This is a genomic window from Agrobacterium deltaense RV3, from assembly GCF_900013505.1.
GTDB classification, from domain to species: Bacteria; Pseudomonadota; Alphaproteobacteria; order Rhizobiales; family Rhizobiaceae; genus Agrobacterium; species Agrobacterium leguminum.
In genome coordinates, this window is record NZ_LT009746.1 from 335,290 (window position 1) to 356,833 (window position 21,544).

Genomic DNA, 21,544 nt, shown 5'->3' on the forward strand with positions numbered 1-21,544 from the left:
GCGATTATCGCAGCAGCCCCTGGCCCCCATCGATCCATACCGGCGTGCCGGTAATGTGGCGGGACGCATCCGACGCCAGGAAACCGATCAGCGCGGCGACATCGTCGCTCGTCCCGGCCACGCCGCCGGTTACCGGAATATCCCCAGCCGGAAAACGAACTGGAACCTCCGTTTTTTCCCGCCCGCGTATATCGGTATTTTCATCGATTGCCGTTTCGATTTCGCCCGGACACACCGCATTGACGCGGATACGGTGACGCCCCAGTTCCAGCGCCAGTTGTTGCGCCATGGCGAATTGCCCGGCCTTCGTCACGGAATAGGCCGTGGCACCGGGCGATGTGAAGGTGCGGGTGCCATTGATCGACGAAATGATGACGATGGACCCGCCACCGGCCGCTTTCAGATGCGGCACGCTGACGTGGACGGTGAGATAGGTGCCGCGCAGGTTGATGCGGATCGTATCGTCCCATTCGGACGGTTTCAGCTCATCGATGGGCGCCCAGACGCCGTTGACGCCGGCATTGGCCACCACGACATCAAGCCGGCCGAAATTCTCAACCAGCGCTGCGACCGCGTGAGGCATCGCCGCTTCATCCGCCACATCGGCGACGAGCACCTTCGAAGAACCGGATGCGGCACCTATTTCCCGGGCCACATCGTTCAATTCCGATTCGGTGCGGCCCAACAGACCGACCGCGAAACCCTGCGCCGACAGATGACGAGCGGCGGCGCGCCCAATGCCGGAGCCAGCGCCGGTTACCAGAGCAACTTTGCGAACGGTCAATGTCATTGCCCTCCTTTTCGGGAAGCAATGGATGTGACCGTCGCCGAGACGGGATCACTCGCCGGAAAGCTGTCCTCCAGCCCCTCTTCCAACTCTTCCTCCAGAATGTCGCGATCCTTCGATGTGCGGGCGCTCGCCTGTCCGTGCGGAGCTTCATCCTGCGCCGTACCTAGAGCGGAAAATTGCGAAGGCGCATCTGCCCCATGGCGCGTTCCGAACGCGGTCAGTTGCACCATCACCGCGCTCGCCCGTTTGATGGCCTCGGCATCGTCGATCCCTTCAAGACCGTCGGCAAGGCGAACCGAGACCTGATCGCCGTCGTTGCCGACGAACTCGATTGAGATAACCCCGTTATTGCGTTTTACATAGGTCGTCGAAAGTTGCATGACATGCCCTCCGGCTTGGAAAGCACCGGTACGAGTCCGATGCTGGAAAACGGTTAGAACCTGAATTCCAAACGACGGCAGAGCGGAAGGGTTCCAGATGAATCAGGCCTTTGGCCCGGAAATCCAGGAGAGTTTTTTCCTGCGCGACGCGCTGGATGTGGCCCGCGCCCTCATTGGCGCGGAGTTCCGCATCGGCAATACCGGCGGCATCATCGTGGAGACCGAAGCCTATCATCCGGACGACCCGGCATCCCACAGTTTTAACGGGCAGACCCCGCGCAACAGGGCAATGTTCGGCCCGGCCGGCCGTCTTTATGTCTACCGGTCCTATGGTATTCACTGGTGCGCCAACTTTGTCTGCGCCCCGGGTTCCGCCGTACTTCTGCGCGCCATCGAACCCCTGACCGGCATAGACTTGATGAAACTGCGACGGGGAACTGACAAGCCAAAACTTCTCTGCTCAGGCCCGGGCAGGCTCTGTCAGGCGCTGGCGATTACGGGGGAAATGGACGGCGCGCCACTGAACGCAGCGCCGTTTTTGCTGCGGTTGCCGAAAGAAGCCGCAGCCGTCACCAGCGGCAGACGAATCGGCATCAGCCGCGCGACGGAATATCCGTGGCGCTTCGGCCTAAAGGGCTCGGCTTTCGTCAGCAAGAAATTCGAGAACGGAGAGACCTGACAGGCGCAGCACCTTCGGCGGCCCGTCATTTTCGTCGGGATTGGGTGTCGGCACCTCGTCCGGCAACCGGTCGGGTTCCGGTTCTTCCACCGGCGGGATATCCGGCTGCGGCGGCACGGGCATCGGCGGTTCGGGATAGGGTTCGACGGGAACGGCTGGCATCGCGGCCTCCTGATAAACACGCTTGGCCACGATGGGCACAAGCTGCGTTTTTATCTCGTGCGACAGCGCCTTTGCGCTGTCGTCAATCAGGCGGCGCAACACCCAATTCGCCCACCGGTCAAATGCCGGTCAGGTCCTTTCGGTCCGGTTGCGCCGCCCTGCGGGTCGTCCAGGAAAACGCGGGCACGGCCTGTCCGTTCCGTTTTTTTAGGAATGTTTTTGAAATGGCTCAGGCGAAACCGAGGGCGCTGCGGGAAATATCTCGATTTTCGCAATAGTCGCGGGAGTGAGCCTCGTGACCATGCTCGCGGGCGGTCGAACGGTTTAGTTCCGGGCTCGGAACGTTGAGCAGCGCATCGGCATAGGTGCCGGTCGCCTCGACATCATCGATCACAGTCTGCTGTTGCGGTTTTAAAAATTCAAACATCCGTCCACCTCCTTAGACACGTCCCCTCAACGCGCCGGCCCGGGTCCTGTTCCATAACGCCCGTGACTGTTCCGATTATACATGAGACGGCGCGGACGTATAGATGACGAAAGGCGAACGTTATCAACTGACGTTCACAAAATGGAGTGGAATCAGTGAGCTATGGCGACAAGTTCAGGCGGGGCCGACGGATTCCCGCAAGATGAGTTCGACCGGCCACAATTCCTGAACCTCGCGGACGGGACGGCCGCCGATGATCTGCAAAAGCAGGTCCGTCACCCGCATGCCCGCCATGCGCATGGGCGAGCGGGTGGTGGAAAGCGGCGGCATCATGCTTTCCGGCGTAAGATAAGGAAACACGTCGTCATGGGCGATGACGGAGACATCCTTGCCGATCGTCAGCCCCATCTGCGTCGCGGCGCGATAGACACCCTGCGCCGTCATCATCGCACCCGCCACAAAGGCCGTCGGGCGCGGCGTCTGTTCCAGCAGCGAGCGGGCGAAACGAAAGGCCGTCTCCTCGCTGAAGTGCTCATTCATCATGAAACGCGGATCCGGCGTAATGCCGTGCGTGGCCAGCGCCTCGCGAAAACCCTGCTCGCGGTCCTGCACAAAGGTGCGGCCGACCGGACCATTGATAAGGGCGATGCGCCTGTGTCCGCGCTCCAGAAAATGGATCGTCGGACGATAGGTCACATCGTGATTGTCGATATCGAGCCAGGCATGTTCGAACGGCGTCTTTGAGCGACCATGCACGATGAAGGGCACGCCCAACCGGTTGAGCAGCGCGATGCGTTCATCTTCCGGACGCGGCGAATGCACGATGATGCCATCCACCCGGCCGCTCGCCGCCAGCCGGCTGAAAATCGCCAGTTCCTCATCGAGATTATTATCGACGGTAACGCTGACGAGAATATCGGTCTCCTCCCGTTCCAGACGCGTCGCCATGCCGCCCATGAATTCGGAGAAGAAGTGCCCGCCGCCCGAACGGCCCATGACGACACCGATGGCGCCCGCCCTGCCCGTCGCCAGCCTGACAGCATTGGCATTCGGCCGGTAGCCATATTTCAGCGCAGCCTCCATCACCCGCTGGCGCGTTTCCTCGCGCACCTCGGGGTAGCCGCCCAGCGCCCGGCTGACGGTGGTGGGCGAGAGCCCGACTTTCTCTGCGAATTCCTTGAGCTTCATAATTTTTTGCCAATTTGCCCCTGCATGCGTCGCCGCCGCGGATTTTTCAAGCCGACAAAAATTGAAAACGATTTCAATTTTCCTCCACCTGAAACCTTACAGTTGATCATTCCCAAAGGCAAACGCCGAAAAATTGCAGGCGAAAACGGCCGATTTCCGGGGGATTAGAAAGAGTATTGACAGATTGCTCGGCTTTTGAGAGCCTCGCGTCGGTCAAAAGCGCTTTCAATTTTGAGGACAATCGGAAGCGTCAACGGAGGAGTTTGACAATGAATATTTCCATGAAGACTTTGTTCCTGTGCGGAGCGGCGTTTTCCGCCGCTGTTTCGGCTGAGGCGGCCGAGCTTTCCATCGCCGCCAATTCGACAGGCAAGAACGTCGCGTTCTTCCGCGAACGGATCGCCGCCTTCGAGAAAGAGACCGGTCACAAGGTCAATCTCGTCACCATGCCGTCATCGTCCAGCGAACAGTTCAGCCAGTACCGGCTGTGGCTTGCCGCCGGCAACAAGGATGTCGACGTCTACCAGACGGACGTGATCTGGGCGCCGCAGCTGGCCGACCAGTTCGTGGATCTGACCGCAGCGACGAAGGATGTCATCGGCGATCATTTCCCTTCCATCGTCGCCTCGCAGACGGTTGACGGCAAGCTCGTCGCCATGCCGATGTTCACCGACGCGCCGGCGCTTTTCTATCGCAAGGACCTTCTGGAAAAATACGGCAAGCAGCCGCCGAAGACCTGGAAGGAACTGAGCGAGACCGCCAAGGAAATCCAGGACAAGGAGCGCGAGGCAGGCCAGAAGGACCTCTGGGGCTTCGTTTTCCAGGGCAGCGCCTATGAAGGCCTGACCTGCAACGCGCTGGAATGGATCGCTTCCGCCGGCGGCGGCCATATTGTCGAGACCAACGGCGATATCTCCATCAACAATGAGAAGGCCGCAGCCGCCATCGAAACCGCCAAGGGCTGGGTCGGCACCATCGCGCCGCAGGGCGTGCTCGCTTATAAGGAAGAGGAAGCGCGCGGCGTCTGGCAGACCGGCAATTCCGTCTTCATGCGCAACTGGCCCTACGCCTATGCACTGGGTAATGGCGACGACAGCGCCATCAAGGGCAAGTTCGGCGTCACCCCGCTGCCGGCGGGCGCGGAAGGCGAAGCCCCTGCTTCGACACTTGGCGGCTGGAATCTCGCCGTTTCGAAATATTCCGACGATCAGGAAGCGGCCATTCAGCTCGTGAAATTCCTGGCATCAAAAGACACCCAGAAGATGCGCGCGATCCAGCTTTCCAACATGCCGACCATCGCATCCCTTTACGACGACAAGGATGTCGCTGCTGCGCAGCCCTTCATGCCGACATGGAAGCCGATCTTCCAGACCGCCGTTCCGCGTCCTTCCGCCTCGGCCAAGGTGAAATATAACGAGGTTTCCGCCAAGTTCTGGGGCGCCGTGCACAACACGCTCTCCGGCAACGGCACGGCAGCGGAAAATCTCGAACTTCTCGAGGTTGAACTGACCGATCTCAAAGGCAACGGCTGGTAATCCGCCCCGCGCGGGAGGCGGTCTTGACTGATCGTCTCCCGCGCCCCAACCGCGAGATATCCCCATGAACGACATCGCCCTTCAAAGACCGGTCGCGGCATCCGACGCCGGCACCGGCTCTGACCTGCAGTCGGAAAGACTGAAATCCGCCTGGCTGTTTCTTGCCCCTACATTTATGGTGCTGTCGCTGGTGGCGGGCTGGCCGCTGGTGCGCACCGTGTGGTTCAGCCTCACCGACGCCTCGCTTACCAATCTCGACGGGGCGCAGTTCGTCGGCCTCAAGAACTACCTCGCCTGGATCACGCTCAGCAGCGGCCGCACCATCTATCGCGGCCTGCTTGCCGATCCCGCATGGTGGGGCGCGGTTCTCAACACGCTCAAATTCACCATCCTTTCCGTCAGCTTCGAAACCGTGCTCGGCCTCATCGTCGCACTGGTACTGAATGCCGAATTCAAGGGACGCGGCCTCGTGCGCGCCGCGATCCTCGTGCCCTGGGCCATTCCCACCATCGTTTCGGCGCAGATGTGGGCGTGGATGCTGAACGACCAGTTCGGCATATTGAACGACCTGTTCCTCAATCTCGGGCTGATCTCCAACAAGATCGCCTGGACGGCCAATCCCGAAACCGCGATGATCGCCGTGCTGATCGTCGATATCTGGAAGACCACGCCCTTCATGGCGCTGCTCATCCTCGCCGGTCTACAGATGGTGCCGAAGGACATGTATGAGGCGGCAAAGGTGGATGGCATTCATCCCATCAAGGTGTTCTTCCGCGTCACTTTGCCGATGATCCGCCCGGCCCTCATGGTCGCCGTCATCTTCCGCATGCTGGATGCGATGCGCGTCTTCGATCTCATCTATATCCTGACGCCCAACAACGCCCAGACTCGCACCATGTCGGTGCTGGCGCGTGAGAACCTGTTCGATTTCGACAAGTTCTCCTATGGCGCCGCCGCCTCAACCATGCTGTTCCTCATCATCGCCTCGATCACGGTCATCTATATGTGGCTCGGGCGCGTCAACACCGATGGAGCCGCGCGATGACCCTGCCAAGCATCCTGAAAACCACCGCTTTTTATGCGCTGGTCGCCATCATAATGGTGATTTCGGTATTCCCGTTTTATTACGCGATCCTGACGAGCCTGAAATCCGGCTCGGCGCTGTTCCAGGTCAATTATTGGCCGCGTGACTTCTCGCTGACCAATTACAGCTTCGTCATCGGCAACGGCACGTTTCTGCGCAATCTCGGCAATTCGCTGTTCGTTGCATCTTCGGTTGTCGTGCTATCGCTGTTTCTTGCGGTAACGGCCTCCTATGCTCTCGCCCGCGTCCGCTTCCGTGGCCGCGCGCTGCTTCTGCTTACCATCCTGTCGGTTTCGATGTTCCCGCAGATCGCCGTTCTCGCCGGCCTGTTCGAACTGATCCGCTGGGCTGGAATCTTCAACACGCCCTTGGCGCTGATCTTTTCCTACATGATCTTCACCCTGCCCTTCACGGTCTGGGTGCTGACAACCTTCATGCGCGACCTGCCGATCGAGATCGAGGAAGCGGCGATTGTCGATGGTGCAACGCCGTGGGTTATCATCACCCAGGTATTCATGCCGCTGATGTGGCCGGCGCTTGTTACCACAGGGCTTCTCGCCTTCATCGCGGCGTGGAATGAGTTCCTCTTCGCGCTCACCTTCACCTCATCGAACGAGCAGCGCACGGTGCCTGTCGCCATCGCGCTTTTGTCGGGCGGCTCGCAGTTCGAAATTCCATGGGGAACGATCATGGCAGCGTCCGTCATCGTCACAGCACCCCTCGTCGTCCTCGTTCTGATCTTCCAGCGACGCATCATCTCCGGCCTCACCGCCGGCGGCGTCAAAGGCTAGGAGAAACCAAATGACCACCATTCAACTGCGCGATCTTCGCAAATCCTTCGGCGCCTTCGATGTCATCAAGGGCATCGACATGGATATCCGCTCCGGCGAATTCATGGTCTTCGTCGGCCCTTCCGGCTGCGGCAAGTCCACGCTGCTGCGCCTCATCTGCGGGCTGGAGGAAATTACCAGTGGCACGCTCTCCTTCGATGGCGAGACGGTGAACCGCCTGCCGCCCGCCAAGCGTGGCGTCGCCATGGTCTTCCAGTCCTATGCGCTTTATCCGCACATGACCGTGTTCGAGAACATGGCCTTCGGCATGAAACTGTCAGGCGCGGACAAGGAACAGCGCAGGAAACGCGTGGAAGCGGCGGCCGAGATGCTGCAGCTCACACCCTATCTGGAACGTCTGCCGAAGCAGCTTTCCGGCGGCCAGCGCCAGCGTGTCGCCATCGGCCGCGCCATCGTGCGCGATCCGAAGGTCTTCCTGTTCGACGAGCCGCTCTCCAACCTCGATGCGGCATTGCGCGTTGCCACGCGTCTGGAAATCGCCAAGCTGCATCGCTCGATGCATGACACGACGATGATCTACGTCACCCACGACCAGGTGGAGGCGATGACACTCGCCGACCGTATCTGCGTTTTGCGGGACGGCAGGGTCGAGCAGATCGGCACGCCGCTGGAGCTTTACGAAAGCCCGGTCAACACCTTCGTCGCCGGCTTCATCGGCTCACCGAAGATGAACTTCCTCACCGGCAAATATGCGGAGGCCGAAGGGGCGAAAACCATCGGCATCCGCCCCGAACACATCACCATCGCCACCGATGGCAGCGGCTGGAGCGGCGAGATCGTGCATTCGGAAATGCTGGGATCGGACAGCTATATCTATGTCGAGATCGGCGCGGGTGAACCCGTCGTCGTTCGTGAAGAGGGCGTGACCGGCCGCACGGCCGGTGAACGCATCGCCATTGCGCCGGATGCGGCGCAGATACATCGTTTCGACGCAGACGGCCGGGCGCTTGCCCGCAACCCTGCCCGGGGTGCCGCCTGAACATTCAACTTTCGCCGGGCTCACCCAAGGTCCCGGCTTTCACCGAGGAGCATGACAATGACCATCAACACCGTTGTATGGGGCGAAAATATCCACGAACACATCAATGAGACGGTGCGTTCTATCTATCCGAACGGCATGCACAATACCATTGCCGACGCGCTGAACCAGAATCCTGAGATCAACGCCACGACCGCCACGCTGCAGGAGCCGGAACACGGGCTTTCGCAGGAGCGCCTCGACAAGACCGACGTGCTGGTCTGGTGGGGCCACAAGGACCATGGCGCGGTGCAGGACGAGATCGTCGAGCGTGTCGCCAAGCGCGTTTGGGAAGGCATGGGCCTCATCGTCCTGCATTCCGGCCACTTTTCCAAGCCGTTCAAGCGCCTGATGGGCACGCCTTGCGCGCTTAAATGGCGTGAGGCGGGCGAGCGTGAACGCCTGTGGACCATCAATCCGCGCCACCCGATTGCAGCCGGCCTGCCCGAGCATTTCGAGCTGGAAAACGAGGAAATGTATGGCGAGCAGTTTTCCGTGCCGGAGCCGCTGGAAACCGTCTTCATCTCCTGGTTCCAGGGCGGCGAAGTCTTCCGGTCCGGTCTTACCTGGCGCCGTGGTGCAGGCAATATCTTCTATTTCCGCCCCGGCCACGAGACCTATCCCACCTATCACGACGCCAATGTGCAGAAGGTCATCAGCAACTCGGTGAAATGGGCCTATAATCCGGTTGGCGCACTGAAAAGCATTCACGACGCCCCCAATGTTCCCGTCGACAAGGCGCTGGAGCCCATCGAAGAACGCGGCCCCAAGCTGCACAAGGCAGGCGAAGCAGGTTACAGGTAAAAAGCCATGAGACTTCTCATTCTCGGAACCGGCGGCATGGCCAACAACCATGCCACCTATTTCTCGCAAATCCCCGGCGTCGAACTGGTCGCGGCAGTGGATGTGGACGATGTGGTGGTGCGGGGCTTTGCGCTGCGCCACAACATTCCACTCTCCTTCACCTCACTGGATGACGCCATTGCCTGGGGTGAATTCGATGCGGCGGCGAATGTCACGCCGGACGCGATCCACCACCCCACCAGCCTTAAACTGCTGGCGGCCGGCAAACATGTCTTCTGCGAAAAGCCGCTGGCGGAAAACTACGCCAAGGCGGCCGAAATGGCCGATGCCGCCGAAAGGGCCGGCCTCATTGCCATGGTCAACCTCACCTATCGCAACGTTGCCCCCTTGCAGGCGGCGCGTGAGATGGTGCTGGCAGGCAAGATCGGCAAGGTGCGGCATCTGGAAGCCTCCTATCTCCAGAGCTGGCTCGTTTCCAAGGCCTGGGGCGACTGGATGACGGAGAGCAAGTGGCTGTGGCGGCTTTCCACCAAGCATGGCTCGAACGGCGTGCTGGGCGATGTCGGCATCCACATTCTCGACTTCGCATCTTACGGTGCGGGCAGCGATGTGGAACGCATCTTCACGCGGCTGAAGACCTTCGACAAATATGAAGGCAACAAAATTGGCGTCTACGACCTCGACGCCAATGACAGCTTCACCATGACCGCCGAGCTTGAAAACGGTGCCATGGGCGTCATCCATGCCAGCCGCTGGGCGACGGGTCACTTGAACGAACTTCGTCTGCGTATCCATGGCGACAAGGGAGCATTGGAAGTGATCCACACCCCGGATTATTCCAGCCTGCGCGCCTGCATCGGCGAGGATGTGGAAAAGGCGATCTGGAAGACCATCGATGTCGACCCGGTGCCGACGAATTACGAAAAATTCGCCAGGGCCGTCATGGAAGGCGGCCCCGCCGATCCGGATTTCCGTCATGCCGCCAATCTGCAGAAGGTGCTCGATCTGTCGATCATTGCGGATCGGGAACGGCGCGAGCTGGCCGTTTCGGCTTGATTTGCGAAAGTGCGGCGGCACAAACCGCCGCATGGATTGCTGCAAAGGGCGCTCCTCGCTCTCCGTCAGCGAGGACTTGATCCGGGGTCCAGCCACGGCGCAGACGCGCCTTGGCTGGATGCCGGATCAGGTCCGTCATGACGGAGGGAACTTATAACTCCCTCAAACCCCGCGCTTATTCCCCCACAACAGCACATGCAGCTGCGGCAGCACCCGGGCGGAAAACCAGCGGTCTTCGCTCACCTTGTCCACCAGCCACAACATCCGGTCCATCACCCCGTCGATATCCACCCGCGCATCGTCGTCATCCGGCGGCGGCGGAGTATGGTTGCCGGGCTGGAGATAGACAGGCAAATGCGGGAAACGCGCGGATGCCGCCTTGGCATAGGCATAATCCGCATCGTCGAACACCACGATCTTTAGCGCCACCTGCGGTTCGTCGCCGGCGGCGGCAAGACAGTCTTCGAAGGCCTGCCAGTCCGTTTCCATGCCGCTCGATGGCGGCTTGGGGCTCAGCACCAGATGGTCGAGATCGGCAAACCAGTCTTTCGCGATGCTGCCCTGCGTTTCCAGCGCGAAACGATACCCTTCGCCCTGCCCCTTCGCAATCAAGGCTCCGAGCGGTTGAATGGCCGGGTTGCCGCCTGAAAGCGAGACCGTCAGCGGCACGCCGCCCGAGAGCCGCCGTACCTCCTGCCAGATCGCCTCGACCGGCATTGGCTTCCATGTATCGCGGTACTCGCTGTCAACGGCATGCAGCGTATCGCACCAGGAACAACGATAGTCGCAGCCACCGGTGCGCACGAAAACGGTCGGCAGACCGATCAGCAGGCCTTCACCCTGAATGGTCGGGCCGAAGATTTCGCTGATGCGGATCGTGGTCTCCTTGGCTGCAATCTTGTGTGCAACCGCCGTCATGGCCGGTATTCCGCCCAGGTCTTGGCGGTTTCGCTGACCCGCACGGCGCTGGTTTCCGGCAGGCGATCCTTGCACCAGTCGTAAAAATGCTTCGCCAGACATTCCGCCGTCACCCGGTCATGGCCAAGAACGTCGTTCAGGTGGCGATGGTCGAAATGATCGTCGATATAGCGTTTCAGCGGTGCAAGCTCGTGATAGTCGCGCACAAAACCGTGCTCGTTCAGCGCTTCGCCTGCCAGCTCGATCTCGACGATGTAATTATGCCCGTGGAGGCGATTGCATTGGTGATCCGACGGCAGGCTTTTTAACTGGTGCGAGGCGGAGAAGTGAAATTCCTTGGTGATGCGGAACATCAGCGCACCTCCTGCGCCGCATAGGCATGGGTGGCCGCCACCCAGAAATCCGGGTCCTCATAGTCGGTCGGATCGGTGACACCGGCCAGATGAAAGGCCTCGCGCCGTTCCACGCAGGTGCCGCAGCGGCCGCAGTGGCGCAAGCCGCCCTTGTAACAGGACCATGTTTCGCCAAAGGGCGTGCCGTATTTCGCACCATCGGTCACAATCGCCGCCTTGGAAACGGTGACATAGGGGGCGAAGAGCTTGACGTCGGCATAACCTTCCAGCGCATGCGCCTGCATGGCATTGAAACTGTCGATGAAACCCGGCCGGCAATCGGGGTAGATGAAGTGATCGCCGCCATGCACGGCAATCGCCACGGCATCCGCCTGCTGCGCGGCGGCCAGCCCAAAAGCGATGGTGAGCATGATGGCGTTGCGGTTCGGCACCACGGTGGAGCGCATGGTCTCTTCCGCATAATGCCCGTCCGGCACCTCCACGTCGTCGGTCAGCGCCGAACCGGTGAGATGGGCGCCGATGGTTCTGATATCGATGATATGATGCGGCACGCCGAGACGCCTTGCGCAATCGGCCGCGTATTCCAGCTCCTTCCTGTGGCGCTGGCCATAATCGAAGGAGACGAGAGCAAGAAGTTCGTGTTCCGCCGCGATTTTATGCGCAAGCGAAACGGAGTCCAGTCCGCCGGAGCAGATGACGATGGTTTTCATAATTTGGGATCCCTTGTTTTGACCGGGTGGGCTGCGACCGGATTACGGGGAGCGGCTTTAAACCAAACCGACGGGCTTGTGAAGGGCTTTGCGGAAATCGCGCAAAGCCACGCCATCACGAAAACGCCCCTCGGCAGCAACAAGATGAAACAATCGGGACATATGCGGGAAACCGGCACGATCTAGAACGATGCGAAATCTGCTGTTCTTGAAGGGTCTTGCCAATGGTGGCGGCTGATACATTTCTGTTTTCGCTGAGCAACCTCAGCTCTCTCGGCACCGGCCTGCTGATGGCGATGGCGGGCATGCTTTATGTCACGCTCACCATTCGCGGGCTGATCACCGCCATACGTCATGGATAAGGCTCTCGACACAAAACGCCACCGGTTCAAGCGCAATCTCACCACAGCGCTCGTTGTCGCCTCGGCGGCGCTCGTCGCGGCTGTTGGCATAGCCCCTTTCGTGTTCCTGATCTGGATGGTCAGGACCGTTGCGCGCTGGCTGGGTCTTTTTGTCGGCCTATGAAAATCTGATGAACACGCGACGCTCGCCATTAAATGGCTGAGCGGAAAAGGCCCGGCGAACTGGCAGTGCGCCGGGCCTTTTTTGCGTTGGCTTTGCGCTCAGCGCAGCAGCGCCTGCGCCTCCTCGATGCCGAGTGCCGCCGGCTGGGTGCAGGTCGTCGTCATTTCGATGAAACGGCCCTCCTCCCCGGATTTGAGGATCGAGGTCATCACATCGATACCGTGCAGGGAGCGATCCAGCGAGCAGCGGGCATCACGCCCCTCCAAAATCGCAATCGCCATATCGGCAAGGCCCGCCGTGCGGTAATTGGCGCGCGGACCGTTCGGGCTTTCCTGATTGGCAATGCCGAAGGGATGCGCCCAGTCTTCCAGCGGCTGGATATTCTTGTCGCGACCGCTCGCTTCCACCGCGCCGCCGAAGAAGTTCGGGTCCGGTACGTAGATCGAGCCTTCCGTGCCGTAAAGCTCCATATTGGCGTGGCGATGCGACCAGACATCCCAGCTTGCCGAAAGCGTGATCGTCGCGCCGTTCACGAATTCCAGCAGGGCATGGATATTGGTCGGTGTTTCGACCGGGATGATTTCGCCGTTCAGCGGCTGGCTGGTCACCGTACGGGTGGGGTTCGCCATGCTGGTCAGCGCACCGACGCGCTTCACCGGACCGATGAGGTTGATGAGATTGGCGACGTAATAGGGACCGAGATCGAGGATCGGCCCGCCGCCCTTCAGGAAGAAGAAGCCCGGATTGGGGTGCCACATCTCCATGCCGGGGCTCATCACATGGCAGGTGCCTGATGTGATGCGCCCGACCTTACCGTCATCGATATATTGCCGGGCAAGCTGATGCGCGCCGCCGAGGAAGGTATCCGGCGCGCAGCCGACGGAGAGGTTCTTCTCCCGGGCGATGCGCCGCAGCTCCTCGCCTTCCTCGAGCGAAAGCACCAGCGGCTTTTCCGAATAGACGTGCTTGCCCGCCTCCAGGGCGGCTTTCGACACCGGAAAATGCGCGGCGGGAATGGTGAGATTCACCACCACATCGATATCCTTGTTGGCGAGCAGTTCATCGATGGACTGCGCGACAACACCGAATTCTTCCGCCCTCAGCTCCGCCGCATTGCGGTTGAGATCGGCGCAGGCAAGCACCTTGATGCCCTTGAAGAGCGGTGCCAGCGAAAAGTAAGCAGACGAGATATTGCCGCATCCGATGATGCCGACGCCAAGATCCCTGGCCATGATGGAAACTCCGAAAATTGAAACTTAGTAGGTTTTGAAAGATGCGATCGAGCGGGTGATCAGCCGGTCGATATCCTTGGGATTGTCGTGCTCGACCACGAAATGTTTCGTGGCGGATTTCGCCTTCAGCGCCGCGACGAGGCCCTTCCAGTCCACGGTCCCATGGCCGACATCGGCCCAGCCATCCTCGTCCGCATTCTCGCCTGCTGGTGCGATATCCTTCACATGTACCGCAGTAATGCGCTTGCCGTAGCTTTCGATCCAGGCGAGCGGATCGGCATTGCCGCGAATGATCCAGGCGATATCCGCCTCCCATTTCAAATCCGGGCCACCGGCAAAAATCTGCTCCTGTGGGGTGGAACCGTCACCAAGCGTCTTGAACTCGAAATCGTGGTTATGCCAGCCGAAGACCAGCCCGGCATCGACGAAAGGCTTGCCCGCTTCCTGCAGGCGCTTGCCGAAAGCGAACCAGCCTGCGGCATCTGTCGGGCGCTGGTCAGGCATCAGATAAGGGCAATAGATCGCCTCAACACCCAGAACTTTCGCAATGTTCAACGCCTTTTTCGGGTCGCCCTCAAGAAGATCGAGGCCGAAATGGCCGGTCGGCATGGCAAGGCCATTGGCGTCGAGTTCGGCGCGCAGGCCTTTCAAACCGGCATCATCCAGCGAAGCGTACATCGCGCCATAACCTTCGACATGTTTATAACCCGCCGCCGAAAGCTTCTTCAGAATGTTGGAAAAAGGCTGGAAATTACGGGCGCTGTAAAGCTGGAAACCGAGTTCTGTCATTGTCTCCTCCATAGAGATCTGGGTCTTGGGATTGTGTGGGGGTAAATGGAAGCTGTTCTAGAGCCGGTCCTCGCTTTGTGCGTCGAACAGCGAGGCCATCGTCATGTCGAGGCCGAGGCGCACCTTGGTGCCGGGTGAAAACCGCCTGTGGCCGCCGACACGCACGGACATGGTATGCCCGGCATGTTTCAGCCAGATCAGATTGTCGGCGCCCATCGGTTCCTCGATATCGACAACCGCCTCATGCACTTCACCGCCGACAATATCGGCATCGACGCGCACATGTTCGGGGCGGACACCCAGAACCACGGCACGGCCGGCGGCGAGCGGCGTTTCCGCATGATAGCCATCCAGCGCGAAAGTCACGCCATTGGTGGTGAAGACCACCTTGCCGTCCTTTTCGATCAACTCGCCGCGCAGGAAATTCATCGACGGCGAGCCGATGAAACCGGCGACGAAGAGGTTTCGCGGCTTGTTGTAGATGGTGACGGGATCGGCAAGCTGCTGGATGACGCCGCTTTTCATGATGGCGATGCGGTCCGCCAGCGTCAGCGCCTCGATCTGATCATGCGTCACATAGATCATGGTGTTCTTCAGCGACTGGTGCAGCCGCTTGATTTCGACGCGCAGTTCCGAGCGCAGCTTGGCGTCGAGGTTGGAGAGCGGCTCGTCGAACAGGAAAACATCCACATCCCGCACCAGCGCCCGGCCGATGGCCACACGCTGACGCTGGCCGCCGGAAAGCTCGGCGGGCTTGCGCTTCAACAGCGGCTCGATCTGCAATATGCCGGCCGCCCTTTTGACGCGGCGGTCGATTTCCTCTTTCGGCACCTTGGCGACCTGAAGGCCGAAGGACAGGTTTTTCTCCACCGTCATCTGCGGATAAAGCGCATAGGACTGGAACACCATGCCAATGCCGCGATCCTTCGGCTCTTCCCAGGTTACGTTGCGGTCCTTGATGAATATCTGTCCGTCGGTCGGCTCCAGAAGACCCGCGATGCAGTTCAGAAGAGTCGACTTTCCGCAGCCGGAAGAACCGAGCAGCACGAGGAATTCGCCGTCGTAAATATCGAGATTGAGGTCTTTCAGCACGGTAACGGCGCCGAAGGACAGGGAAAGATCGCGGATGGAAACGCTTTTGTTCATATAGCTCAACCTTTTACTGCGCCTGCGGCAATGCCGCGGACGAAAAGTCTGCCGGAGACGAAATAGACGATCAGCGGCACGGCACCCGTCAGAAGGGTTGCGGCCATGTTGACGTTATATTCCTTCACGCCCTGCACGGAGTTGACGATATTATTGAGCTGCACCGTCATCGGGTAATATTCCGGCCGCGTGAACACCACGCCGAACAGGAAGTCGTTCCAGATGCCGGTCACCTGCAGGATCATCGCCACGACGAAGATCGGCAGCGACATGGGCAGCATGATGCGGAAATAGATCTGCCAGAAATTGGCGCCATCGATGCGCGCCGCCTTGAACAATTCCTCCGGCAGCGAGGCGAAGTAGTTACGGAACAGCAGCGTCAGGATCGGCATGCCGAAAATGGTGTGCACGATGACGAGGCCGGTCAGCGTGCCATAAACACCCATTTCGCGCAGCACGATGACGATCGGATAGATCATCACCTGATAGGGAATGAAGGCACCGATGATGAGGATGGAGAAGAACAGTTCCGATCCCTTGAACTTCCAGTTCGCCATGGCGTAGCCGCTGACGGAGGCGACGACGATCGAGATCACCACCGAAGGCACGAGGATGCGCACCGAATTCCAGAAGCCGCGTGAAAGCCCGTCGCAGTTCAAGCCCGTGCAGGCATTGGCCCAGGCCTTTACCCAGGGCTCGAAAGTGATTTCCACCGGCGGCGCGAAGATGTTGCCGAGCCGGATTTCCGGCATGCCCTTCAGCGAGGTGACGACCATCACGTAAAGCGGCAGCAGGTAATAGGCGGCGGCCACAAACAGCGTGCCGTAAAGAATGATGTTGCGGCGGGAAAAGGTTTTCCTCGGCTTCCTGCCGCGCGGGCCGGAAAGGTCTTTGGCAACCGCATCGCTGGCGGCAACAACCGTGTTCAATGTGCTGATATTAGCCACGCTTCTTGCCTCCGAATTCGAGGTAGGCCCATGGAATGATGATGATCGCGACGGTCAGAAGCATCATGGTCGAGGCGGCAAAGCCCTGCCCCAGATTCTGTGCCTGGAACATGTAGTCATAGACATATTTCGCCGGCACTTCAGATGCGATACCCGGCCCGCCGCTGGTCTGCGCCACGACGAGATCGTAGACCTTGACGATGCCGCTGGCGATGATGACCAGCGTGGTGATGAAGACCGGCCGCATCATGGGAATGATGATGAGAATATAGGTCTTCCACATCGGAATGCCGTCGACACGCGTCGCCTTCCAGATGTCCTCATCGATACCGCGAAGGCCCGCCAGCATCAGGCACATGACGAGCCCCGTGCCCTGCCAGAGTGCCGCGATCAGGATGCCGTAGATAACGATCTGGGAATTATAGAGCGGATCGAAGGTGAAACTTTCCCAGCCCATCGAGCGAACCACGGACTGGATGCCGAATTCCGGATTCAGCAGCCATTGCCAGACGAGGCCGGTGACGATGAAGGACAGGGCGAAAGGATAGAGGAAAATGGTGCGGAAGGTGTTTTCGAAACGAATTTTCTGATCCATCAGCGCCGCCAGAACGAAACCGATGACGAGGCTGAAAATAAGCGACAACACGCCGTAGATCGCCAGATTCTGGATGGATACGATCCAGCGTGGTGCTGCCCACAAACGCTCATATTGATCGAAACCGATGAAACTCGCGCGCGGCAGAAGCTTTGAATTGGTGAAGGAATAAACCACCGTCCAGATCGTTCCGCCGAGGAAGATCACCATGGCGGTCAGTATCATGGGAATGGAGGCAATCTTGGAATTGAGATTGCGGAAAAGCTGGTTGGGGCGCCCCGAGCGCGCTTGACCTGCCATGTTACCTCCTCCTGTAACGTTACAGTCAACAGTCAGGCAAAAAGCCTCACCGCATGAAACCCCTGCCCGTGCTGATGATTGTTGCACAGGCAGGACGCTGGGAAGGAAAGCGGCGAACCGCTTTCCCACCCGGAGAGATCACACTCAGTCCGCTGAACCGATAATGTCCGCGAAGCGCTTCTGCCCGTCTTCCGCTGACATCGAGCCCGCGAAGAATTCCGCCATCAGGTCTTCCTTCTGTTTCTGCGTATCGGCGGAAATCAGCTGGTCGGTGCTGGTGAGGGCATTGCCCTTGGCCAGAATTGCCAGACCCTTTTTCATGCAGTCATTGGCTGCATTCAGATCGACGTCGCCGCGGATCGGCAGCGAGCCTTTCTTCAGGTTAAAGGCCACCTGCGTTTTTGGATCGACGATGGTTGCGGCGAGAACGTCCTGCGCCTTGGTTTTCGCCTCGTCCTTCAAAACAGGGAAATAAAAGGCGTCGCCACCCGTGGTGAGATATTCACTGAGGCCAAGACCGGGAAGGCAGGAATAATCCGTGCCGGCCTTCTGGTTGGCCAGCTGGAATTCACCCTGCGCCCAGTCACCCATGATCTGGCCGCCGGCCTTGCCGGTGATGACCATGTTGGTGGCCTGGTTCCAGTCCTGAACATTGGTGCCCTTGGCCATGTCGCGCGCCTCGACAGCAGCCGCGAAAATCTTCGCCATCTCGGGCCCGGCTGCCGCCTCGGCATCCTTGTCGCCATAGACCTTCTGATAAAGGTCCTTGCCACCGATCGAAAGCGTCAGCGTGTCGAACAGGCCGTTGGCCTGCCATGCCTGCCCACCGAGCGCGAGCGGCTGGATGCCGGCCTTTTTCAGCGCCGGCGCGGCGGCAACGAATTCCGTCCAGCTCTTCGGAACTTCGACGCCCGCCTTCTTGAAGGCTTCATTGGAAAGCCATAGCCATTGCCAGGAATGGATGTTTACCGGCGCGCAGTAAATCTTACCGTCGATAGTGCAGCTGTCGAGCAGGCTTGCCGGCTTGATGACGTCCTTCCAGTTGCCCTTTGCGGCAACATCGGACAGGTCGCGCATCAGGCCCGCCTGCACCAGCTCTTCCGCCTGACGGCCGTGGTTGAACTGGGTCGCGCCCATCGGGTCGCCGCCGGTGATACGGCTGATCATGATCGGACGGGCCGTGCCGCCCGAACCGGCAATCGCGCCATCCACCCATTTGTTGCCGGTTGCGTCGAAAGCCTTGGCCAATTCGGCGACCGCTGCGGCTTCGCCGCCCGATGTCCACCAATGGGTCACCTCAAGATCGGTGGCCCCGGCGATACCCGCCGGAATCATGACGCTGGCCAGAAAAGCCGCAGAAATAACACGCATTCGCATGAGTCTCCTCCCTCACTGAAACGTTGCAGTTGGAACGTATGCGAAGATTTTTGATTAGGCAACCGCCTAAAATACGAATCTCACAGCGCCCCTCAGGAGGTATTTCGAAAGATTGGAAAATGCGTCGGATAGGTATGCGGCACAGGGGATTGCGCTGCGTAATGCACACGCAATGCCAGTCGCTTACAAAACTTCGAGGTGAGTAAAACAGGCGAAGAGACCATGAAGCGCTGGCATATTCTTTTGGTCATCGGACTAGCCGGCGTCGCATCGCTTTTATTGGCGACATTTGAGCAGCTTGTACCGGGACAGCAAGTTTCATTCGGAATGCGCCTGCTGATCCTCATCCAGCCAACAATACTGACCGTTGCGGCGGTTGCAATCGGTCAGGCTCTGGCCGCAAAACTCGGGCTTGGCGCGCCCTTGGTCGATAGCTGGCTGACGGGCGGCAACCCGCGCGCGGTGCTGCGAACACAGGTGCCGCCCGCACTGGCGGTGGGCATTGCCGTCGGCCTGCTGATGATCGCCTATTCATCGGCGATCCTGCCATCGGTCGCGGATGCGACCACCATGGCAAAAATGACCGCTTTTAATGTCCCGCTGGCGACCCGGATTCTCTATGGCGGAATAACGGAGGAGCTATTGACCCGATGGGGCCTGATGTCGTTTCTCGCCTGGGCTCTCTGGCGCATGACAGGAAGAGGACAGATTAGACCGGTGATTTTGTGGGCCGCCATCCTTCTGGCGGCGGCGCTCTTCGCCGCCGGTCATCTGCCGTTTCTGTTTGCGATTGTCGCTCGGCCGCAGGCGGCGCTGATCCTTGCGGTCCTGCTCACCAATTTCATTCCCGGCCTGCTGTTCGGATGGCTGTTCTGGCGTCGGGGGCTGGAGGCGGCGATGCTTTCCCATGCCCTTGCCCATTGCGTGAACGCGCTGATCTCCTGAGCCGAAAAGGTGAGCCGGACAATATCCGTCTCACCTTCCCTAACCCTTCGGCGCTGGCAGCAATTCTATTGCCTTTTATAATCGTCCTCGATGCGGATGACATCGTCCTCGCCGATATAGGCTCCGGTCTGGATTTCGACCAGTTCGAGCGGGATCTGCCCCTCATTGGCAAGCCGGTGCGGCTGGCCGATCGGGATATAGACCGACTGGTTCTCCGTCAGCAACTTCGTCTCTTCGCCGATCGTCACCGTCGCCGTACCCTTGACGACGATCCAGTGTTCCGAGCGGTGATAATGTTTCTGGAACGAGATGCGGTGGCCGGGATCGACCGTGATATGACCCACCCGGTAACGCTCGTCCACATACATGTGTTCGATATAACCCCAGGGGCGATAGACGCGCTTGTGGGTCTGCGTCTGCGGCGCATGTTCGCCGTCCTTCAGCGTCTCCACCAGACCCTTCACATCCTGCACCCGGTTTTTCGGCACCACCAGAACCGCATCCTTGGTGGCCACCACCACCATGTCCTTCGCGCCAACCACCGTCGTCAGCAATTGCGTCGAATGGATGAGGCAGCCTTCGGAATCGATGAAGACGCCGTTGCCTTCCAGCGCATTGTCGTTGCCGCGCTTGCCGGCAATTTCCCAGATCGCATCCCAGCTGCCGATATCCGACCAGCGGAAATGACCATGCACCACCGCCATGCGTCTGGTCTTCTCGATCACCGCATAGTCGATGGAGTTTTTCGGGGAAGCCTCGAAGCTTGCCTGATGCAGGCGCACGAAACCGAGGTCGCTTTCATATTGCTCGACCGCCTGCGTCACCGCCGCCAGGATTTCCGGGGCGAAGGCCTTCAGTTCGGCGATCATCACATCGGAGCGGAACAGGAAGTTGCCGGAATTCCAGAGATAACCCTTTTCCAGATAGGAGATCGCCGTCTTCATATCCGGCTTTTCCACGAAGGCATCGACGGTGCTGAGGTCTTTTTCGCCATCGATCGCCTCACCCGGCTTGATATAACCGTAGGAGGTGCGCGGTTCGGTCGGCACCAGGCCGAAGACGACGATATTGCCCTGATCGGCGGCTTTTGCGCCGAGTTTCACGGCCTCTGAAAACTTGTCGGCATCGAGCACCACATGGTCGGCGGCAAGCGCCAGCACCAGGCATCCGGGCTCGCGGCGCTCGGCCAGCACGGCGGCGGCGGCCATGGCGGCGGCGCTGTCGCGGCGGGCGGGCTCCAGCACCACCGTTGCCGGCAGATCGATCTCTTCGGCCTGACGGCGGGCGAAGAACCGGAAATCCTCATTGGTGATCACCAGCGGCTCGGCATAAAGGCCCTTGTCGCCCACCCGCTGCAGTGTCTGCTGATAGGTCGAAAGATTGCCGACCAGCGGCTGGAACTGCTTGGGCAACTGATCGCGCGATACCGGCCAAAGCCGCGAACCAGCACCGCCAGCCAGAAGAACCGGCGTGATCTTTCGAGAGTGTTCCTTCACAACAAAACCTTTCCAACTCTAAAAATTTCCCGGCGCGCCGGACAATATACATATTTCGAAATACCGCCATCATCGGTTCACGGGCGGATAAGCGCAAGCTCATAAATTCGCCTTGTGAAAGCTTGGTGAACGGACGATGGTGCATTTAGAGGCATGTCGATTGCCTGCTGACCCACCCCGCTAACGCCAGGCGGCGGGCGAGGTTCCACGCGTGACAGGCACGGCAGGCGGCGAAGC

The 21,544-nt window shown here is 59.7% G+C and carries 25 protein-coding genes; 10 read left to right on the forward strand and 15 right to left on the reverse strand.

The window, feature by feature from the left end:
* Nucleotides 1–4: 4 nt before the first annotated feature.
* A complete protein-coding gene (locus tag AGR7B_RS15890; protein ID WP_080857282.1) occupies nt 5–790 on the reverse strand; it encodes an SDR family oxidoreductase in 786 nt (261 codons plus the stop codon).
* Nucleotides 787–1,170, reverse strand: coding sequence for a hypothetical protein (locus AGR7B_RS25950; RefSeq protein WP_065656293.1), 384 nt, complete (start codon nt 1,168–1,170; stop codon nt 787–789). The genes AGR7B_RS15890 and AGR7B_RS25950 overlap by 4 nt, the downstream gene beginning before the upstream one ends.
* 97 nt (nt 1,171–1,267) lie before the next feature.
* On the opposite strand from AGR7B_RS25950, the gene AGR7B_RS15900 reads away from it, so the two are divergent.
* On the forward strand, nt 1,268–1,849 hold the full coding sequence (locus AGR7B_RS15900) for a DNA-3-methyladenine glycosylase (protein WP_080857283.1): 582 nt from the start codon (nt 1,268–1,270) through the stop codon (nt 1,847–1,849).
* Here the strand turns inward: AGR7B_RS15900 and AGR7B_RS15905 are convergent.
* From AGR7B_RS15905 to AGR7B_RS15915, 3 genes are all read right to left on the reverse strand, one after another.
* Nucleotides 1,799–2,113, reverse strand: a complete 315-nt coding sequence (locus tag AGR7B_RS15905; RefSeq protein WP_245317749.1) for a hypothetical protein — start codon at nt 2,111–2,113, stop codon at nt 1,799–1,801. The two genes, AGR7B_RS15900 and AGR7B_RS15905, sit on opposite strands and share 51 nt — an antisense overlap.
* Nucleotides 2,114–2,240: 127 nt before the next feature.
* A complete protein-coding gene (locus AGR7B_RS15910) occupies nt 2,241–2,438 on the reverse strand; it encodes a hypothetical protein (RefSeq protein WP_003523793.1) in 198 nt (65 codons plus the stop codon).
* Between the two features lie 174 nt (nt 2,439–2,612).
* Nucleotides 2,613–3,626 (reverse strand): substrate-binding domain-containing protein, encoded by a 1,014-nt coding sequence (locus AGR7B_RS15915; protein ID WP_065656296.1) that lies wholly within the window; start codon nt 3,624–3,626, stop codon nt 2,613–2,615.
* Between the two features lie 269 nt (nt 3,627–3,895).
* On the opposite strand from AGR7B_RS15915, the gene AGR7B_RS15920 reads away from it, so the two are divergent.
* From AGR7B_RS15920 to AGR7B_RS15945, 6 genes are all read left to right on the forward strand, one after another.
* Complete coding sequence (locus AGR7B_RS15920) at nt 3,896–5,161, forward strand: ABC transporter substrate-binding protein (RefSeq protein ID WP_080857284.1); 1,266 nt, start codon at nt 3,896–3,898, stop codon at nt 5,159–5,161.
* A 64-nt stretch (nt 5,162–5,225) separates the two neighbouring features.
* Nucleotides 5,226–6,206 carry a carbohydrate ABC transporter permease gene (locus AGR7B_RS15925; RefSeq protein WP_080857285.1) on the forward strand — a complete coding sequence of 327 codons (981 nt, stop codon included), beginning with the start codon at nt 5,226–5,228 and terminating at the stop codon, nt 6,204–6,206.
* Nucleotides 6,203–7,036 carry a carbohydrate ABC transporter permease gene (locus AGR7B_RS15930; RefSeq protein ID WP_078052529.1) on the forward strand — a complete coding sequence of 278 codons (834 nt, stop codon included), beginning with the start codon at nt 6,203–6,205 and terminating at the stop codon, nt 7,034–7,036. Before AGR7B_RS15925 ends, AGR7B_RS15930 begins: the two co-directional genes overlap by 4 nt.
* Nucleotides 7,037–7,046: 10 nt before the next feature.
* Nucleotides 7,047–8,075 carry an ABC transporter ATP-binding protein gene (locus tag AGR7B_RS15935; protein ID WP_078052528.1) on the forward strand — a complete coding sequence of 343 codons (1,029 nt, stop codon included), beginning with the start codon at nt 7,047–7,049 and terminating at the stop codon, nt 8,073–8,075.
* A 57-nt stretch (nt 8,076–8,132) separates the two neighbouring features.
* Nucleotides 8,133–8,918 carry a ThuA domain-containing protein gene (locus tag AGR7B_RS15940; protein WP_046801358.1) on the forward strand — a complete coding sequence of 262 codons (786 nt, stop codon included), beginning with the start codon at nt 8,133–8,135 and terminating at the stop codon, nt 8,916–8,918.
* Nucleotides 8,919–8,924: 6 nt separating this feature from the next.
* Complete coding sequence (locus AGR7B_RS15945) at nt 8,925–9,974, forward strand: Gfo/Idh/MocA family protein (protein WP_080857286.1); 1,050 nt, start codon at nt 8,925–8,927, stop codon at nt 9,972–9,974.
* Nucleotides 9,975–10,136: 162 nt separating this feature from the next.
* Here the strand turns inward: AGR7B_RS15945 and queE are convergent, their stop codons facing one another.
* The 3 genes from queE to queC are packed head-to-tail and all read right to left on the reverse strand — an operon-like array spanning nt 10,137 to nt 11,955.
* Nucleotides 10,137–10,892 (reverse strand): 7-carboxy-7-deazaguanine synthase QueE, encoded by a 756-nt coding sequence (gene queE / locus AGR7B_RS15950; RefSeq protein ID WP_080857287.1) that lies wholly within the window; start codon nt 10,890–10,892, stop codon nt 10,137–10,139.
* On the reverse strand, nt 10,889–11,245 hold the full coding sequence (queD, locus tag AGR7B_RS15955) for a 6-carboxytetrahydropterin synthase QueD (RefSeq protein ID WP_020811477.1): 357 nt from the start codon (nt 11,243–11,245) through the stop codon (nt 10,889–10,891). The genes queE and queD overlap by 4 nt, the downstream gene beginning before the upstream one ends.
* Nucleotides 11,245–11,955 (reverse strand): 7-cyano-7-deazaguanine synthase QueC, encoded by a 711-nt coding sequence (gene queC / locus AGR7B_RS15960; protein ID WP_065656300.1) that lies wholly within the window; start codon nt 11,953–11,955, stop codon nt 11,245–11,247. The genes queD and queC overlap by 1 nt, the downstream gene beginning before the upstream one ends.
* Nucleotides 11,956–12,179: 224 nt before the next feature.
* On the opposite strand from queC, the gene AGR7B_RS25955 reads away from it, so the two are divergent.
* Entirely contained in the window at nt 12,180–12,317 is a 138-nt protein-coding gene (locus AGR7B_RS25955; RefSeq protein ID WP_162934174.1) for a hypothetical protein, read from the forward strand.
* Nucleotides 12,310–12,480, forward strand: coding sequence for a hypothetical protein (locus AGR7B_RS25960; RefSeq protein WP_162934175.1), 171 nt, complete (start codon nt 12,310–12,312; stop codon nt 12,478–12,480). Before AGR7B_RS25955 ends, AGR7B_RS25960 begins: the two co-directional genes overlap by 8 nt.
* Before the next feature lie 98 nt (nt 12,481–12,578).
* On the opposite strand, the gene AGR7B_RS15965 is transcribed toward AGR7B_RS25960, so the two are convergent.
* From AGR7B_RS15965 to AGR7B_RS15990, 6 genes are all read right to left on the reverse strand, one after another.
* On the reverse strand, nt 12,579–13,712 hold the full coding sequence (locus tag AGR7B_RS15965) for a Gfo/Idh/MocA family protein (protein ID WP_080857288.1): 1,134 nt from the start codon (nt 13,710–13,712) through the stop codon (nt 12,579–12,581).
* Between the two features lie 24 nt (nt 13,713–13,736).
* Complete coding sequence (locus AGR7B_RS15970) at nt 13,737–14,501, reverse strand: sugar phosphate isomerase/epimerase family protein (protein ID WP_065656302.1); 765 nt, start codon at nt 14,499–14,501, stop codon at nt 13,737–13,739.
* A 57-nt stretch (nt 14,502–14,558) separates the two neighbouring features.
* Nucleotides 14,559–15,647: an ABC transporter ATP-binding protein gene (locus AGR7B_RS15975; RefSeq protein WP_031234120.1), complete on the reverse strand. Its 1,089-nt coding sequence runs from the start codon at nt 15,645–15,647 to the stop codon at nt 14,559–14,561.
* 5 nt (nt 15,648–15,652) lie between these two features.
* The gene (locus tag AGR7B_RS15980; RefSeq protein ID WP_080857289.1) at nt 15,653–16,594 is read right to left on the reverse strand and encodes a carbohydrate ABC transporter permease; all 942 of its coding nucleotides are present in this window, start codon (nt 16,592–16,594) and stop codon (nt 15,653–15,655) included.
* Nucleotides 16,587–17,489: a carbohydrate ABC transporter permease gene (locus AGR7B_RS15985; protein WP_059758547.1), complete on the reverse strand. Its 903-nt coding sequence runs from the start codon at nt 17,487–17,489 to the stop codon at nt 16,587–16,589. The genes AGR7B_RS15980 and AGR7B_RS15985 overlap by 8 nt, the downstream gene beginning before the upstream one ends.
* Before the next feature lie 144 nt (nt 17,490–17,633).
* The gene (locus tag AGR7B_RS15990) at nt 17,634–18,866 is read right to left on the reverse strand and encodes an ABC transporter substrate-binding protein (protein ID WP_080857290.1); all 1,233 of its coding nucleotides are present in this window, start codon (nt 18,864–18,866) and stop codon (nt 17,634–17,636) included.
* A gap of 222 nt (nt 18,867–19,088) precedes the next feature.
* Here AGR7B_RS15990 and AGR7B_RS15995 point away from each other — a divergent pair, with 222 nt between their 5' ends.
* Entirely contained in the window at nt 19,089–19,811 is a 723-nt protein-coding gene (locus AGR7B_RS15995) for a CPBP family glutamic-type intramembrane protease (protein ID WP_080857292.1), read from the forward strand.
* Between the two features lie 65 nt (nt 19,812–19,876).
* On the opposite strand, the gene AGR7B_RS16000 is transcribed toward AGR7B_RS15995, so the two are convergent.
* Nucleotides 19,877–21,307 carry a mannose-1-phosphate guanylyltransferase/mannose-6-phosphate isomerase gene (locus AGR7B_RS16000; RefSeq protein ID WP_080857293.1) on the reverse strand — a complete coding sequence of 477 codons (1,431 nt, stop codon included), beginning with the start codon at nt 21,305–21,307 and terminating at the stop codon, nt 19,877–19,879.
* Nucleotides 21,308–21,544 lie beyond the last annotated feature (237 nt).